Annotated in this window: 17 protein-coding genes; 4 read left to right on the top strand and 13 right to left on the bottom strand. The window is 68.8% G+C overall.

Annotated elements, in window-relative coordinates:
• Both VGD44_RS04765 and ald read right to left on the bottom strand, forming a co-directional pair.
• Positions 1 to 387 (bottom strand): GH39 family glycosyl hydrolase (locus tag VGD44_RS04765; RefSeq protein WP_414694614.1); only part of this gene is annotated, 387 nt, incomplete at its 3' end.
• A gap of 196 nt (positions 388 to 583) precedes the next feature.
• Positions 584 to 1681: an alanine dehydrogenase gene (gene ald, locus VGD44_RS04760; protein WP_331084410.1), complete on the bottom strand. Its 1098-nt coding sequence runs from the start codon at positions 1679 to 1681 to the stop codon at positions 584 to 586.
• A gap of 126 nt (positions 1682 to 1807) precedes the next feature.
• Between ald and VGD44_RS04755 the strand changes: the two genes are divergently transcribed.
• The 4 genes from VGD44_RS04755 to VGD44_RS04740 all read left to right on the top strand — a co-directional run bounded on the left by VGD44_RS04755 (position 1808) and on the right by VGD44_RS04740 (position 5585).
• Entirely contained in the window at positions 1808 to 2260 is a 453-nt protein-coding gene (locus VGD44_RS04755) for an Lrp/AsnC family transcriptional regulator (RefSeq protein ID WP_331084408.1), read from the top strand.
• A 159-nt stretch (positions 2261 to 2419) separates the two neighbouring features.
• A complete protein-coding gene (locus VGD44_RS04750) occupies positions 2420 to 2752 on the top strand; it encodes a hypothetical protein (RefSeq protein WP_331084406.1) in 333 nt (110 codons plus the stop codon).
• 27 nt (positions 2753 to 2779) lie between these two features.
• Positions 2780 to 4249: an aldehyde dehydrogenase family protein gene (locus VGD44_RS04745; RefSeq protein ID WP_331084404.1), complete on the top strand. Its 1470-nt coding sequence runs from the start codon at positions 2780 to 2782 to the stop codon at positions 4247 to 4249.
• 13 nt (positions 4250 to 4262) lie between these two features.
• Positions 4263 to 5585 carry an FAD-binding oxidoreductase gene (locus VGD44_RS04740; RefSeq protein WP_331084402.1) on the top strand — a complete coding sequence of 441 codons (1323 nt, stop codon included), beginning with the start codon at positions 4263 to 4265 and terminating at the stop codon, positions 5583 to 5585.
• Positions 5586 to 5588: 3 nt separating this feature from the next.
• On the opposite strand, the gene hutC is transcribed toward VGD44_RS04740, so the two are convergent.
• From hutC to VGD44_RS04685, 11 genes are all read right to left on the bottom strand, one after another.
• On the bottom strand, positions 5589 to 6326 hold the full coding sequence (hutC, locus tag VGD44_RS04735; protein WP_331084400.1) for a histidine utilization repressor: 738 nt from the start codon (positions 6324 to 6326) through the stop codon (positions 5589 to 5591).
• A 25-nt stretch (positions 6327 to 6351) separates the two neighbouring features.
• Positions 6352 to 7131, bottom strand: coding sequence for a PepSY domain-containing protein (locus tag VGD44_RS04730; RefSeq protein ID WP_331084398.1), 780 nt, complete (start codon positions 7129 to 7131; stop codon positions 6352 to 6354).
• A 10-nt stretch (positions 7132 to 7141) separates the two neighbouring features.
• Positions 7142 to 7849: a PepSY domain-containing protein gene (locus VGD44_RS04725; RefSeq protein ID WP_331084396.1), complete on the bottom strand. Its 708-nt coding sequence runs from the start codon at positions 7847 to 7849 to the stop codon at positions 7142 to 7144.
• Positions 7850 to 7914: 65 nt separating this feature from the next.
• Complete coding sequence (locus VGD44_RS04720; RefSeq protein ID WP_331084394.1) at positions 7915 to 10596, bottom strand: TonB-dependent receptor; 2682 nt, start codon at positions 10594 to 10596, stop codon at positions 7915 to 7917.
• 675 nt (positions 10597 to 11271) lie between these two features.
• Positions 11272 to 11580, bottom strand: a complete 309-nt coding sequence (locus tag VGD44_RS04715) for a copper-binding protein (RefSeq protein ID WP_331084392.1) — start codon at positions 11578 to 11580, stop codon at positions 11272 to 11274.
• Positions 11581 to 11609: 29 nt separating this feature from the next.
• Positions 11610 to 12626 carry a copper resistance protein B gene (locus VGD44_RS04710; protein ID WP_331084390.1) on the bottom strand — a complete coding sequence of 339 codons (1017 nt, stop codon included), beginning with the start codon at positions 12624 to 12626 and terminating at the stop codon, positions 11610 to 11612.
• Positions 12623 to 14437 carry a copper resistance system multicopper oxidase gene (locus VGD44_RS04705; protein WP_331084388.1) on the bottom strand — a complete coding sequence of 605 codons (1815 nt, stop codon included), beginning with the start codon at positions 14435 to 14437 and terminating at the stop codon, positions 12623 to 12625. Before VGD44_RS04705 ends, VGD44_RS04710 begins: the two co-directional genes overlap by 4 nt.
• 118 nt (positions 14438 to 14555) lie before the next feature.
• The gene (locus VGD44_RS04700; protein ID WP_331084386.1) at positions 14556 to 15128 is read right to left on the bottom strand and encodes an RNA polymerase sigma factor; all 573 of its coding nucleotides are present in this window, start codon (positions 15126 to 15128) and stop codon (positions 14556 to 14558) included.
• On the bottom strand, positions 15125 to 15565 hold the full coding sequence (locus VGD44_RS04695) for a Spy/CpxP family protein refolding chaperone (protein WP_331084384.1): 441 nt from the start codon (positions 15563 to 15565) through the stop codon (positions 15125 to 15127). Before VGD44_RS04695 ends, VGD44_RS04700 begins: the two co-directional genes overlap by 4 nt.
• Positions 15565 to 15855, bottom strand: coding sequence for a hypothetical protein (locus tag VGD44_RS04690; protein WP_331084382.1), 291 nt, complete (start codon positions 15853 to 15855; stop codon positions 15565 to 15567). The genes VGD44_RS04695 and VGD44_RS04690 overlap by 1 nt, the downstream gene beginning before the upstream one ends.
• Before the next feature lie 174 nt (positions 15856 to 16029).
• The coding region (locus tag VGD44_RS04685) for a PhoPQ-activated protein PqaA family protein (protein WP_331084380.1) at positions 16030 to 16466 on the bottom strand (437 nt) is incomplete at its 5' end.

The following is a 16466-nucleotide window of genomic DNA, read 5'->3' as shown; positions in this document are numbered from 1 at the left end:
GTCTGAGGTCTTCATCGCCGAGGGCGTCCAGCCCAGCTCGATGAACGGCTTGACGCCCATGGCGAGCAGGCGATCGTACAGGTGGTCGATGCGGGTGAAATCGTACACCGGCCGCCCATCCACCTCCCGGTAGACACCCATTTCGTCGTGGAAGATGTCGTGGAAGCGGATGTAGCGGAACCCGAGCTCCTCGCTCACCGTCCGCAGTTGCGCCAGGCTCTCCTCACGGATCAGGGTCCCCGGGTAGTCCGAGCCGACCGAAAACTGCGCCATGCGGTTGCGAGGGACGGTCGGGCCATCGACGTTCACCGTGATGGCGCGGACCTCCCGCTTCGACGGCGCCTCCGCCGCCCCAGCGCCGGAGGCCATCAGAAGGGCGGAACACACCAGCGCTTTCCAACCGCTCCGCCGCATCGCCGGATCCCCCTGCCGGCGACTTCAGGCGCCGTCTATGGTAGCGCTATCAATCTAAGGGGCCTTGTCAATCGCATTTGTCGGACTTTTGCTTTGCTTGGGGATCCAGGCGCGGCCGCTCGCACGGCGGCACATCCGCCACTACGCCCAGCCACCCAGGTCCTGAGCGTTAGGCCGCGAACGGGAGGTCCAATGCCTCGGCGACGGCGGCGTGGCGGACGGCCCCGCGGGCGACGTTGAGGCCGCCCATCAGGTGCGCTGAGGTCTCGAGCGCGCGCTCGGTCCCTTGCTCAGCCAGGTGGATGACGAACGGCAGGGTGGCGTTGTTGAGCGCCAGCGTGCTGGTCCGCGCCACCGCGCCCGGCATGTTGGCCACGCAGTAGTGGATCACGCCTTCCTCGACGAAGACCGGATTGTCGTGCGTCGTGGCGCGCGAGGTCTCGAAGCAGCCGCCCTGGTCGATGGCGATATCCACCAGCACCGAGCCGCGCTTCATCGTCTTCAGCATCTCGCGGGTGACCAGCTTCGGCGCCGAGGCGCCGGGGATCAGGACCGCGCCGATCACCAGTTCGGCTTCCGTGATCGCCTGGGCGACCGCGGCCTTCGAGGCGAAGGCAGTCTTCACGCGGCCCTCGAACTGGGCGTCCAACTCGGCCAGGCGGGTGGTGGAGATGTCGTAGACCGTGACGTCGGCGCGCAGGCCCAGCGCCATCTCGGCCGCGTGGACGCCGGCCACGCCGCCGCCCAGGATCGCCACCTTGCCCGGCTTCACGCCCGGCACGCCGCCCAGCAGGACACCGCGGCCGCCCTGGGCCTTCTCGAGGTAGTGCGCGCCCACCTGGACGCTCATCCGGCCGGCGACCTCCGACATCGGCCGCAGCAGCGGCAGGCCGCCCTTGTCGTCGGTGACGGTCTCATAGGCGATGCAGGTAGCGCCCGAGGCGAGCAGGGCCTCGGCCTGGGGCTTGTCGGCCGCCAGGTGCAGGTAGGTGAAGAGGGTGTGGTCCGGGCGCAGCATGGCGCACTCGTGGAGCTGCGGCTCCTTGACCTTCACAATCATGTCGCTCGCGTCGAACACGCTCTTGGCGTCGGCCACGATCTCGGCGCCCGCGGCGCGGTAATCGTCGTCCGAGAAGTCGACGCCCGCGCCGGCGCCCGCCTGCACGATCACGGGGAAGCCGCGAGCCGTCAGCTCGCCCACCGCCTCGGGCGTCAGGCCGACGCGGTATTCGTGAACCTTGATCTCCTTGGGAACGCCGATCCGCATGGTTTCCTCCTGGCGGGCGATTTAGGCCCGGGAGGATACGGCCGAGGGCCTGCAGAAGGGTCCGAAAGATCGGCGTTCAACTATCCATCTGCGAGAGTTCCTACGAAGATATGCTATTTTTGAAGGATGGAATCCCAACTTGATCCCCTCGACCGCAAGATCCTCCAGGCGCTCAGCACCGACAGCGACGTGACCGCCGTCCGCCTGGGCGAGCGCATCGGCCTCTCGCCCTCGGCCGCGCATCGGCGCGTGAAGCTGCTCGAAGAGGCGGGCTACATCAGCGGTTACCGCGCCCGCCTCTCGGCCGCCGCGCGAGGCAATCCAACCATCGTCTTCGTCTCGGTGACGCTGAAGGACCAGGCGCAGGAGACGCTCTCCCGCTTCGAGGACGCCATCCGCCGCAACCCCGACATCGCCGAGGCGCACCTGATGAGCGGCGAGTCCGACTACCTGCTGAAAGTCCCCGTGCGTTCGGACGACAGCTTCGAGCGCGTGCACCGGGACACGCTCGCGCGGCTCCCTGGCGTCCAGCGGTTGGTGTCGCAGTTCGCCATCCGGTCGATCGTCGACATCGACTAGAGGTCGAAGCGGCAGGAAATGTCGCTGCGACCCCACGCCACCGCACGACGCCATCGCGGCTCGACGACATACAGGAGATGTTGCGAGCCAGGGCTGGCCTAATAGAGAAGCTCGGCGGCGACCCGCCGGCGGCCCGCGCGCGCCTCTCGGGAAACTTGAATGACCAGGACCTTGCTCCAGCGGCCGGCTCAGACGGAACGCGCGAAGCTCGACACGGTCGAGACGCGGGCCCTCGTGGGTTACGGTCTGGTTTGCGACATCGACGGCAAGCCCTGGCCCGACCTGATCGTCGACGACGCCAGCCAGGAACATGGGATCATCACGGTGCGTCCGGGCATTGGCGCGGCGCTGCCGGCGCTCGCGATCGGCGACCGAGTCCGCATCCTGCCCAACTACGCCTGCGCGACCGGGGCGCAACACGACGCCTATCAAGTGGTCCAGACCGGCAGCCGCGACGTCGTCGGGACATGGCCGCGGATGCGGGGTTGGTAGTCGATGGGAACCTCGGGAGCCCGGACGATGAAGACAGCGACTGACGCCGACGGCGTCGCGACCAAGGCGCACGACTGCGCCTACATCGCCGGCGCCTGGCGCCCGGTCTCCAGCGCCGAGATGCTGCCCGTCGTCGATCCTGCGCGGGAAACGGTGATCGCCGAGGTGGCGGCCGGTCGAGCCAGTGACCTCGACCGAGCCGTCGCAGCCGCGCGCGAGGCTTTCCCGGCCTTCGCGGCGTCACCGGTATCGGAACGATTAGCGCTCCTCGAGCGCATCCATGGGCTGATGCTCGAGCGGGCGGAGCCGCTGGCGCAGACCCTCGCGCGCGAGATGGGGGCGGCGATAAGCCATGCCCGTGCGGCGCATGTGCCGCTGGCCGCTGCGCACATCCGCGCCGCGATCGAGGTGCTCGCCGATTATCAGTTCCTCACCCTGCGCGGCACGACCGCGATCGTCCGCGAACCGATCGGCGTGTGCGGCCTCATCACCCCCTGGAACTGGCCGCTGTACCAGATCACCGCCAAGGTCGCCCCCGCGCTGGCCGCGGGGTGCACGGTCGTGCTGAAGCCCAGCGAGCTGGCGCCGCTCAGCGCCTTGATGTTCGCGCAGATCGTCCACGATGCAGGCGCGCCGCCCGGCGTGTTCAACCTCGTGAACGGGACCGGCGTGGAGATCGGTGCGGCCATGGCCGGGCATCCCGATATCGACATGATCTCGATCACGGGTTCGAACCGCGCCGGCGCGCTTGTCGCGCAGGCGGCCGCGCCGACGGTCAAGCGGGTGACCCAGGAGTTGGGGGGGAAGTCCCCGAATGTCCTGCTGCCCGATGCGGATTTCCCGCGCGTGGTTCCTCTCGGGGTGATGGCCGCGTTCCGGAATGTCGGCCAGTCGTGCAGCGCGCCCACCCGCATGATCGTACCCCGCTGGAAGCTGGCCGAGGTCGAGGCGATCGCCCGCGCGACCGCGCAGGCGATCACCGTGGGCGACCCCCTCGACGACAGGACCGTCCTGGGGCCCATCGCCAATCGCGCCCAGTTCGATCGCGTCCAGGCGATGATCGAGATGGGCATCGCCGGCGGCGCTTCCCTGGTCTGCGGCGGGCCGGGGCGACCGCACGGACACGATCGCGGCTTCTACGTGCGCCCGACGATCTTCTCGGGTGTGACCGGCGCCATGCGGATCGCACAGGAAGAGATCTTCGGCCCCGTGCTGTGCATCATGCCGTACGACGACGTGGACGAGGCGGTGGCCATCGCCAACGACACCGTTTTTGGCCTGGGCGGGCATGTCCAGGGCGCGGATGTCGAGCAGGCCCGCGCGGTCGCGCTGAGGATCCGCACCGGCCAGGTCCACCTCAACCAGCCGGCCTGGGACGCCCACGCGCCGTTCGGCGGGTACAAGCGATCGGGCAACGGCCGGGAATACGGGGTCTTCGGCTTCGAGGAATACCTCGAGACCAAGGCCATCCTGGGCTTCGCCCCAGCGCCGCTTTAGGAGAGATGTTGTCGTGCCAGCGCCGCTGCGTCTGATCGAATCGTCACCCGATCTACCCGCCGAAGCCGATGCGGTCGTGATCGGGGCCGGGGTCGCCGGCGCGTTCTCCGCCTACTATCTCGCGAAGGCGGGGCTGAAGGTGGCGCTCGTCGAGAAGGGCGTCGTCGGCGGCGAGCAGTCGAGCCGCAACTGGGGTTGGTGCCGGCAACAGAACCGCGACGCGCGGGAACTGCCGATCTCCACCAGGAGCCTGGACCTGTGGGAACAGTTCTCCGCCGACAGCGGGGAAGACACCGGCTTTCGCCGATGCGGGCTCTTCTACGCCAGCAACAACGAGGAAGAGCTCGCGGGCTGGGCGCGCTGGGGCGAGTTCGCACGCACCGTAGGCGTCTCCACCAGCATGCTGAGCAGCGAGGAGGCGACCGCGCGCGCCGCGTTCACCGGCCAGCGTTTCCGCGGCGGCGTGTACTCGCCGACCGACGGCATCGCCAACCCCGCCCTAGCCGCTCCGGCGGCGGCCAAGGCGCTGACGAAGCTGGGCGGCACGGTCCACCAATCGTGCGCGGCGCGCGGGATCGAGACCCACGGCGGGGCGGTGAGCGCCGTCGTCACCGAGAAGGGCACAATTCGAACGCGGCTGGTGATCATGGCCGGCGGCGCCTGGGCGTCATCCTTCTGCCACCAGCTCGGCGTCCGCTTCCCGCAGGCGGCGGTCCGGCAGACGATCATGGCCGTCGGGACCGGCGATCTGGCGCTGCCCGACGCCTTCTTCAGCAAGTCGGTGTCGATCACCCGCCGGGGCGAGGGCTGCCACACGCTGGCGATCAGCGGTCGCGCCCGCGTCGATCCGACGTCGCAGTTCCTTCGCTTCCATCGGGAGTTCGTGCCGATGTTCTTCCGCCGCTGGCGAAATCTCTCGCCGGGTGGGTTGGAGGGCATGCGTTCAGGTCATGAGGGCCTATCCCGCTGGCGCCTCGATCGACCGACGCCCATGGAGAGCATGAGGATCCTCGACCCGAAGGTGGACCAGAGCGCCGTCAGACTGACCCAGCAGCGGGCGGCCGCGCTCGTCCCGGCGCTTGGAACGGCGCCCATCGTCGGCGCCTGGGCCGGCTATGTCGACAGCACGCCGGATGGCGTACCGGTCATCAGCGAAACGCCCTCGCCGGGCCTCATCCTGGCTGCGGGCTTCAGCGGTCACGGCTTCGGTATCGGTCCGGGCGTCGGCCGGCTGGTCGCCGACATTGCGACGGGGGCGCCACCGATCGTGGATCCCCTCCCCTACAGGCTCTCGCGCTTCAGCTCCGGCCGGGACCTGCAAGTCGCCGAGTTCTGACGGCTAGGCGCCCGGCGCGGGACTTCCTTGCGGGGAGAACCGGGCCACAAGGTCGTAGGCGTCGCCTGGGAAGGTCAGTCGGACATGGGTGATCTTGTCGTCGCCCCGCCAGGTCCGGCGCTCGAGCACGAGGCAGGCGGCCTCGGATTGGATGGCCAGCAGGCCGGCCACGCTGCGCGGCGCGTTGGCGGCGCTGATCCGGTGCTCTGCCTCGGTCCAGGGCACGTGCCCGAGAAGCCAGCTGCCGGGCGCGGTGCGGGCGAAGTCGACGGCCTTGGCTTCCGGCACGGCCTTCAAATTGATGACGCGCTCCTCGAGCGCGAAGGGCCGGCCGCTCGCCCGATGGAGGCATTTCAGCGCGAGCACTGGGACGGCCTGTTCCAGCCCCAGCTCCTCCATCTCGCGGGGCGTGGCGCGGCGCGCCGTGCGGGACAGCAGCTCATAGAGGTAGGGCTCTCCCCGGCCGGTGACCTCCGCGGGGATATCCGGGATGGCGAGCACGACGGAGTGGATTCGGGGACGCGAAACGAAGGACCCGGTCTTCCGGTGGCGCACGATCAGCCCGCTCTCGGCGAGCGGCGCCAGGGCCTTGTTCACGGTCATCCGCGAGCAGCCGTACTCGGCCATCAGCTCATGCTCGAACGGGATCCGGTGGCCGGGCGGCCAGGCGCCCGAGAGGATGCGCTCCGAGATCTCCGTGCGAATCCGCTTGTGGAGCGTGGCGTCCTTGAGCTTCGTCATGGGTCCCCTCGAACGCGCCGACGAATTATGACTCGCCGCGCAGATCCGTCCGAGCGCTCTGAGGCGCGGCGCGGCTGGGCTTCGCCCCACGCCGCGCGCGGTACGCCTCGAGGGGATCCAGCACCCAGGCCACGTCGGAACGCCGGAAGCTGCGGAACAGCAGGATGAGGCCACTGAGCGCCAGCCAGGCCGCCCCCGTCCCGACGGTGATGATCAGCGGGTGGTTGAAGCTCTGGCGCTCGCCGTAGTCCATGATGTGCAGCATCCAGGCGATGTCCCAGAGCCGCCAGGTGTCGTTCTTAGTCCCGAGCAGCTCGCCGGTCTTCGCGGACACGAGCAGGGTCGTGCGGTCCTTGTCGGCGAGCTCCACCCGCCAGACCGGCAGGGCGACGTCGCGGGTCTCCAGCGTCGTCTCGGCGACATGGGTGACGCTCCGCACAGGCTCGCTCCCGGCGTAGCGCGCCACCGCGAGCGACTTGGCCCGGGCCGCGTCGATCTCGATCGGAGCGCCGGTCGTGGCGTCCAGCAGCCGCACACCGAGCGGCGTCGTGGCCTCGTAGACGTAGCTGTCGAACAGCGGCTTCAGCTGCAGCGTCACGATGGGCGCACCGACCTGCTCGGCGACCTGTGCCAGGGCCAGGGGTTGCTGCGGCGATGCCGGCTGGGCGATGGGCAGCACCGCATGCTCGGCGGACACCTCGTGGTGGTCGAGCAGCGCCATGACCGCGCCGCTGCCCGCCCACAACAGGAACTGCAGGCCGAGGACGAGGCCGAACCACTTGTGGAGCCAGCGGATCAGGAACATGCGCGGGTCCTCAAGCGGCGGCTTTGCGCACGCGGCGCTTGCGGCGGAAGCTGTAGATGAGGAGCCAGCCGCCCGAGGCGGCGGTGGCCACGGCCATCCAAGTCAAGATCCGGATCAGCGGATTGTTCACGTCCTGGCGGTCGTCGTAGTCCATGATGTGGAACATCCAGACGAAATCGAAGGTGCGCCACAGGTCGTGTCGGCGCGTGACCAGCTCCCCGGTGTAGGGAGAGATGTAGAAGGTCGGCCGCCAGGCGCCTTCGAACTCGACCCGCCACAGCGGCACGGGCCGGGTCTGCACCTCGAGCGGCGCCTTGGTGATGAACTCGGCGCTGACGACGTCGCCCTCCTCAGCGAACAGCGCCTTGGCGCGCGCCCGGGCCTGGGCCTCACCCAGCGGCGACAGCTTCTCGCCGGTGCGGGCGTCGAACAGCGCCTTGCCGCCCTCGGCGTCCACCACATAGACGGGTTGGCCGAGTTGGCTCTCGAGGCGCGCCGACTTCAGCCCTGGCGCCAGGTGGGCGAGATGGGCCGGTTCCACGAGGCCCGCCAGCGGCAGCGGCTGGACCGGCGGCGCCTTCACCAGGCGGTCACCGTGAATGATGTCGATGTGGACGGCCGTCATGTAGACCCCGCTGAGGGTCCAGAAGACGGCCTGGATCGCCACGACCAGGGCGATCCACTTGTGGGTTGTCCGCGCAAGGGCTGGCCAGCGCATCGGATCCTCTCAAACAGTGCGCGTGCGCCGGCCAGGGAGTGGGGCCGGCCGGCGCCCGCGGCGGCCTAGAACGTGTACTGCAGGCGCAAATAGCCCCTACGACCGAGCAGGTCGTAGGTCATGGTGTCGGTGTTGGCGTCGGTCCAGCTCTGGATGAAGGGCGCATCCTTGTCGAAGACGTTGTCCACGCCGACGGCGATGCTGGCCTTCTCGTTGACGCGGTAGGACGCCTGCACGAAGTGGTAGAAGACGTTCGACGTGCGCGAGCCGATGGCGGTCGGCGCGGCATTGAAGTCCTTCGCCTTGCCGATCATCTGCACCGACCAGGTCGCGCTCCAATTGACATCCGACAGGCTGAACGCCGCGTTGGAGCGCCAGTGCGGATAGCCGCCGTTGCCGCCGCCGATGCGGCCGTCGAAGACGATCGGGTCGGCCCCCAGGAACGGGGTGATCTCGTACTTCGCGAGGTAGGTAGTGTTCCAGTCCACGTCGGCGCGCAGGCCGCGGACGTCGAAGGTGTAGCGCACCCCGAAGTCGACGCCCTTCATCACTTCCTTGCCGGCGTTGGTCGGCTGGGACGAGAGGAAGTTGACCTCGCCGGTCAGCGGGCTGCGCCGGAACTGGGTCGGGGCGCAGAACGGGTGGGACAGGTTTGCGCTGGCGTAGCAGACCGCGAGCTTCGTCGAGCCCGGGATGTTCCGGATGGCGTCCTCGATCTTGATGTCGAAGTAGTCGACCGTCACCGAAAGGCCCGGGACGTAGGTCGGCTGGAACACCACCCCCAGCGTCAGGTTCTTCGACTTCTCAGGCTGCAGGTTCTGATTGCCACCCACCGTGGTGAGCACCGTGTTGCCCAGCTGCACGTAGCCGACCGGCACGCCGGAGGCGCGGCAGTTGGCCACCAGCGTGGCGTTGGTGCTGGTGGAGTAGCGGCTGCACGGGTCGGTGGTGGTCAGGTTGCCCTCGGCCACACCGCCGAACAGTTCGGGCACGCTGGGGATCCGGAAGCCGGTGCCGTAGGTGGCCCGCAGGCGAAGACCGTCCATCACCGTCCAGTCGAGACCAAGCTTGTAGGTCCAGTTGTCACCGAACAGATTGTAGTCGGAGTAGCGTGCAGCGGCGTTCAGTTCGAGGCGCTGGACCATCGGCATGTCCGCCAGCAGCGGCGCCGATAGCTCGGCATAGGCTTCCTTGGTCTTCACCTCGCCGCGGATCGGGCTCTGCTGGTTGGTGTTGGCGACGCCGAGCACGGTCAGGGCGTCCGGGTTCCGGTAGCCCACTTCCTCGCGGTAGACGGCGCCCGCAGCGACCGCCAGGGGCCCGGCCGGCAGCTGGAACAACGTGCCGGTGATGTCGGCGGTGACGCTCTTCTGCTCGTTGCCGCCGGTGTCGCGGGTGGTCGCCAGGATGTAGTTCAGCACCTGGGGCGTCAGGTCGCCGGCGCCCAGGTAGTCGCCGCAGGGCGCGGTCGTGGTCGCGCCGGGAAGGCAGGCCGCCAGCGTCTCGCCCACGCGCTGCAGGTTGGCGATGTTGGTGGAACCGTCGACGCCGGTGGTCTTGCCCCAGTTGCCGGCGACTTCCCAGGTCCAGTCGTCCGCAAACTTGCCGCGCAGGCCGCCAACGATCCGCCAGGTATCGGTTTCCTGGAAGAACTGTCGGGGACCCGGCTCCGCCAGGCGGCGCTGGATGAGAGTGATCTGCTGGCCGGTGGGGTTGGTCCGGTTGGCGGCCGGGATGACGAGGTTTCGCAGCGTGCCGGGCGTGGCGATCTGGTGGCTCTCGCGGTTCGTGAACATGAACTCGCCGAACAACTCCACGTCGTCCGTCAGGTCGTAGTCCCCGAACACGCCCACGCTGATCCGCTCGATGGCGCTGACCGCGTTCAGGAACGGGTTGGAATTGAAGTTGTGCTTGGCCGCGCTGTACGGCTCGAAGAAGTTGCCGTCGCCACCCGGCGTCTGGTTGAAGTTGATCTGCTGGCCGTTCGGCAGCACGGCGCGGCCGCCGATGGTCGAGGCGCTGCCCACGCAGACCAACCGCCCGCCGACTTCGCCCAGGCCGCAGGGCTCGCGGTCGGCCATGTTGACCGGCTTGGTCTTCTGGTAGTTCACCGCCGCCGTGAAGCCGCCGCGCTCGCCGCGCAGGCCCCACAGGAGGTCACCGGTGTACTCCTCGCCGTCGCCCTCGTCGGTGACCCCGTACTTGCCGGTGACCTGGACGCCCTCGAAGTCGTTGCGGGTGACGATGTTGACGACGCCCGCTACGGCGTCGGCGCCGTAGATCGCCGAGGCGCCGTCCTTCAGCACGTCGATGCGGCCGATGATGGCGGCAGGGATGGTGTTCAGGTCCACCGCGCTGTTGGCGCCGGTGCCGCCGTAGACCACGCGGCGGCCGTTCAGGAGCACCAGCGTGCGATTGATGCCCATGCCCCGCAGGTTCACCTGGGCGGTGCCGTAGCCGTTGCCGGTCCAGTAGGCGTTGGTCTGGCCGCCGGCGTTGCCGGCCGAGGCCGGCAGGCGCTGAAGGATGGTCTCGACGTTCGCCACGCCCGTGCGGGCGATGGCTTCCTCCGTGACCACCGTGGCCGGACCGACGCCGGTGATGTCGGTGCGCTTGATGCGGCTGCCGGTGACCACCACCTCGCCAACATCGGCCGCCGCGTCGTCGGCGGCCTGGGCCGCTGTGGCGGTGAGCGCCAGGGTGACGCAGGCGCTGGCGAACAGCCGCCGCTTCGAAATCCGGTTCATCAAAATACCCCTCTTTCGGCGCCGGGGCGCTGCCCGACCTGCTCGTTTCGAGCTGAAATCCGCGGGGTCTAGTCCGGCCAGGGAGGGTAGCCCGTCAAGTCATGTATATACATAATTGGTCATTTCGGGAGGCATGTTCTTGCGCGAGAACGCGTCCTACGCGCGGTCTACAGGCGACACTTGGGTCGATTCGAAAAATCCAGACCCAGATTTTGGTCTTTGAAGAGATTTTCCGGCTTTTTTCACCTGCCCTAAAGATTCACGTCAGGTGCTGCGTTCGGTTCTTTTATAGGCGGCCTCTGCCTAAGAACAAATCTCACTAAGGCGACGCTCTCAGGCGTCAATAGATACAACTAGTAGTCGCGTCTCGACGAGACGATATTGATATTCATCGGCTCGACAGCGCTACGTTTCGCGACTGCGCGCGAAAACACACGCACGGATACTTTCCGAGCGCGCGAGTTGATTTTCCGTTCGCTTCGCACAAAACGCGAGGGGCGCGGGCCAAGGAAATCCCGTCGAAGGCAGATACGCACCGCACGGCCCCACCCCTCAGATTTGCGACACCTTCTTTTCGAAGTCCGGGGATGGGGTTGCGAGGGGCTCGGTGACGAGGAATGGCGTGCGCCGCCGCGCAATCCGCACGACGTGGCGGCGACGTAGCCCGTGCCGCGGCTACATCGCCTTGATGGCGACGATCCGCTGATCCTTCAGCTGGAAGCTCACCTTGGCGCCGACCTTCAGGCCGCTCAGCAGGCTGGCGTCGGAGACCTTGAAGGGCATGGTCATCGCGCCCCAGTTCAGCGCCTTGATCGGGCCGTGGTCGATGGTGACCGTGCCGGCCTTGGCGTCGATCTTCTTCACCACGCCCGTGCCGGTGACTGTGGCCGCGGCGGCAGAGGGCTGGCCGTGGCCGGCGTGATCCTGGGCGACGGCTGTGGTGGACAGGGCCAGGGCGGCCAGCGACGCGAGAACGAGCTTCACGGGTAGACTCCTCAACTAGAACTTGGATGTCAGAACCAGGCGCGGACGCCGAGGACGACCCGCAGGTCGTCGCGATCCTCGCCGGCGGCGCGGGCGAAGTCGGCCGTGTCGCCGAACTTCCGCTCGTAGTGGACGCCCACATAGGGGGCAAACTCCCGGCGGATCTCGTAGCGCAGCCGCAGACCCACCTCGGCGTCGCTGAGGCCGGCGCCGACGCCGAGTTCAGGCACGTCCTGCGCCTCGAGGTTCACCTCGACCCGCGGCTCCAGGATCAGGCGCTGGGTGAACCGCAGATCGTACGAGCCCTCGAAGCGCGCCGAGACGTCGCCCTTGTTCGACAGGAAGAGCGCACCCTCCACCTCGAACCAGTAGGGGGCCAGGCCTTCGACGCCGACAGTGGCGTAGGTGCGGCGAGGCCGCGGCTGGAAGTCCTGGCGGACGCCAGCCTGCAGGTCGAAGTTCGGCCCGATCGCGCGCGAATAGAGCGCCTGGATCTCGGCCTCCTCCAGGTGCTCGCCGAACGCGCCCTCGCCCTCGGACTTAACGACCAGCCGGTTGACGTCGCCGCCGTAGCGGAACTCGCCCTCCCAGGCGTAGCCGTCGGGCCCCTTGTCCGGTCGCACCTCCAGAACGTCGATCATCGTCTTCGACAGCCGCGCGCCGCCATGCTCGAGCCGCAGGACATCCCGCGCGCGATCCATGGACGTGCGACCGTACACGGCGTCCGCCAGGTGATCTGTCGGCGGCTGCGGCGCGGGCGCGTCCCCCACCGTCAGCTGGGCTCCGGTCATCGCCGGCGCGGCCCCGGGACTCGCCGGCATGGCATGTCCCGCGTGCGGATCGGCGGGCGCTGCGGGCATCGCATGGCCCGCGTGGGGGTCAGAGGCCGGTCCCGGCTTCGCCGGCATGGTGTGTCCGGCATGCGGATCGGCGGCTTGCGCCGGCTTGGCCGGCATGGCGTGCCCGGCGTGCGGGTCGGGGGTCTGGGCCATGGCGGCCGTTCCGATCAGCGCCGGCGCCAGGGCCGCGAGGACGAGGCGGCTCATGCGGCGGCTCCGGGGAACGGACGCACCGCGAACACCTGAAACATGCCGGCGTGCATGTGGTAGAGCATGTGGCAGTGGAAGGCCCAGTCGCCGGCCTCCCCGGTGACGTCGAACGTCACCTTCCCGCCCGGCAGCACGTTCACAGTGTGCTTGCGGGGCATGTGGCCCACCGGCCCGTGCACGAGCTCGAAGAAGTGGCCGTGCAGGTGGATCGGGTGGGTCATCATGGTGTCGTTGACCAGGGTCACCCGCACCCGCTCGCCGGCCCGCAGCGTGTAGGGCGGCGGCTTCTCGCTGAATTTCCGGCCGTCGAAGCCCCACATGAAGCGCTCCATGTTGCCGGTGAGGCGGATCTCCATCTCGCGGGACGGCGGTCGTGTATCCGGATTGGGCTCCAGCGCGATCAGGTCCTTGTAGACCAGCACCCGGTGGCCGACGCTCTCCAGGCCCTGGCCCGGCTCTCCCGTGCGGTCGCTGGTCATCGGCGCGATCATCTGCACGCCCGGACCCAACTTCACCTGCGGGGCGTTGCGCGGGTCCATCATGCTCATCTGCATGCCACCCATGTCGCCCATCACATCCGAGCCGCGCTTCCGCGGCGGCGCCATGCCCGGAGGCGCGGCGGAGGCGGGCGCTCCATGGCCCATGGCCGCGTGGTCGGCCCCGCCCGTGTCGCCGCCCATGGATGCATGGTCCATGCCCATGTCCTTCATGGTCGCCAGGGGCCGCTCCCGCAGCGCCGGCACGGCGGCGCTCATGCCCGGCCGCGGCGCGAGCGTCGCGCGGCCCAGGCCCGAGCGGTCCACGGCCTCCGAGACGATGGTGTAGGCCTGGTCCGCCGTCGGCTGGACGATCACGTCGTAGGTCTCGGCGTTGCCGATCTGGAACTCGTCCACTTCGACCGGCCGGACGTTCTGGCCGTCCGACGCCACCACGGTCAGCTTCAGGCCTGGGATGCGGACGTTGAAGATCGTCTGGGCGGCGGCGTTCACGAACCGCAGCCGCACTCGTTCCCCCGGGGTGAACAGACCGGTCCAGTTGTCGTCGACGCCGTGGCCGTTGATCAGGAACTTGTAGGCGGCGCCAGTGACGTCGGAGATGTCGGTGGGATCCATCCGCATCTTCGCCCACTCGATCCGCTCGGCCAGCGTCTGGTCCTTGCCCGCGAGCAGGCCGGCCACCGTCTGCTTCTGGAAGTTGAAGAACCCGCCCTGGCCCTTCAGCCGCTGGAAGATCGTGTGCGGGTGCGTGAAGCTGTAGTCGGACAGCACCAGCACATGCTCGCGGTCGTACGCCACGGGGTCGGCGCCCTTGGGATCGATCACGATCGGCGCGTAGTGGCCCACCGGCTCCTGAAGGCCCGAATGGCTGTGGTACCAGTAGGTCCCGCTCTGGATGACCGGGAACTCGTAGACGAAGGTCTCGCCCGGTTTGATGCCCGGGAAGCTGACCCCCGGCACGCCGTCCATCTGGAAAGGCACGAGCAGGCCGTGCCAATGGATCGACGTTTCCTCCGCCAGGTTGTTGGTCACATGCAGCCGGACGTTCTGGCCTTCTTTCAGCCGGATCAGCGGACCCGGAACCGTGCCGTTGATCGCGATCGCGTGGCCCGCCCGGCCGTCCACTTTCAGGGCCGCGTGATCGATTGTCAGGCGGATGTCCTCGCCGGAGAGCGCCGGCGGAGCCGACAGTCCCGGGGTGGCGCTTCGCGCCCAACCGGGCAGCAGGGCCAGCGCCGCTGCACCGCCGCCCAGCGCCAGGGCGCTGCGCAGAAGCCGGCGTCGATCGAGGGGGATGGCGGGGGCGGGCATCGATGGTCCTGGTCGGAGGGCGTCGCAGTCGCGATGCGCCCTCCCATGGGGTGAAGGTCAACCGGGAAGGTCGCAAGGGCATACGCGCCGGGCGCGCAGGCCCCTCAGCAGACCCACATTATTCGTCACCGCGGATGAGCTCGGCCAGCCGGCGCCGGGCGCGGTACACGCGTGTTTCGACGGTCTTGACACTGACGCCCAGGATCTCGGCGGCCTCCTGCTGCGACAGGTCCTCGAAATAGGTGAGCAGCAGCGGCTCCTTGAGCTTGCCAGGCAGGCGGGCCAGGGCCCGGTCAAGCGCCGCACGGCGCTGTTTGTCGACAAGCTGCGCCTCGCTGTCCGGCGTCGGATCGGCGTACCGCTGGGCCTCGGCGGACTCCGCGTCCTTGTCGCCGAACGCCAGCCGCCGCACGAGCTGGCGGCGTCCCCGGTCGCGGCATTTGTTCAAGGCTATGGCCCGCAGCCAGACCGGGAACGGCCGACGGCCATCGAAGCGTCGCAGCGCGCGCCAGGCGGCCACGAAGCTCTCCTGCACAACCTCGACGCCGGCATCGGTGTCGCCGACGTAGCGGCGCACGAAGCGGTAGAGGCCCGCCTTGTGCCGCCGCATCAGCAGGGTGAAGGCGTGGTCGTCTCCGCCCAGCGCCCGGCCGACCAGGTCGGCGTCGCTGTCCTCGGCGGCCGGTGTCACGGAGTCTCTTCGGTGAGCGCCTCGGCGATGCGTCGGTCGAACTTGGCCGCCTGGTCCGGGGTCAGGACCTTCCGCATGCTCAGCACATGCAGGATTGTCTCCTTCTGGAGCTCGCCCATCGCGTGGTGGAAGCGCTCGACGGCGGCCTGCACCTCCGGCGAATATTCGTGGCGGGCCTGGATGGCCGCGGCCAGTTCCGCGTTGGCGGCCCGAAGCTGCGCTTCACGCGCGCGACGCCGCACCGCGAAGTCCGCTTCCAGGGCCTCGAGCTTCTGCTCCTGCGCCGGCGAAAGCTTCAGCTCTTCGTGAACGAAGACATGCAGCGACGGCGGCTGTTGCGCCCGCACGAGGTAGCGCGCACCGATCCAGCTGCCGAGCGCGCCCGCCAGCACGGCCAGAATGAGGGTGAGCGCCAGCCCACGGCCGAAGATGCGCATCAACGGCCTTCGAGCAGGGTCGACGGGGCCAGGCGGGCGTCCAGGGAAAACACCGCCACCTCCTGGCGCTCGGCGCGCGCCTCACCGGCGCCGACGCCGCCCAGGGCCACGCCGAAGACCAGGGCGGCAACCACGGCCGCGGCGCGCACCGGCAGGAAGAGCGAGGCGGTGTCGCGCCCCTGCCGCACCGCCTCGATACGGCCCCAGACCACCGGCTCGAGCTGATCGAGCCGACGGTCGAGCGGTTCCGCCTTCAGGCTGGCCAGGGTCCTGTCGAGCTGGTTGTCCACGCAGTCGCCTCGGAGTGTTCCAATTGCCCGGTATACGCATAGCACTGGGTAAGCCCTCATCCGAGGGGCGCCGGGACTGACTTCGAGGTCGCAAACGGGTCACGTTCACAGAAACCCAGAGCGGGCTCGCACCGAGCCGCTTTGCGGCAGCTGCTGACTTGCTGCACTTGGACCCTAGCCGGGCGGCCTGGTGATCGGCTTGGCGTCCTCCCAGCGGTAGGGCAGCACGTCCGGGATCACCTGGACCTCGGTGGTGAACTTCAGCGGGTATTTCCCGCCGCTCGGGAACGTGAGCTCGACGAAATAGGCCGTGAAGCCGGCCGCCGGTTTCGGCACGGCGCCCACGTAGCTGCCGTCGGCCTGGGGCGTCAGCACGGTGCTGGTGAAGCTCTTGCCGATGGTGTCGACGCGGAAGTCGCGGGCCTTGGGGTTGGTCCCCTGCCAGAGCCGCACTTCGCTGGGCTTGGCCTTCGTCCGCACGACGAGGGCGCCGTCCGCGCGCACGTCCCAGGCGTAGTCGGGCATCGGCCGCTTGCTGAGGACCGCGTCGTGGAACGCGGTGATGCTCTCGATCGCGTCGGTCCCGTCGAGCGAGTGGTTGGCGTTCGGGA

The organism is Phenylobacterium sp., from assembly GCF_036402295.1.
Lineage (GTDB): Bacteria > Pseudomonadota > Alphaproteobacteria > Caulobacterales > Caulobacteraceae > Phenylobacterium.
Note: the sequence above shows the minus strand (reverse complement) of the source record. Positions and strands in the feature narration are given on the sequence as shown.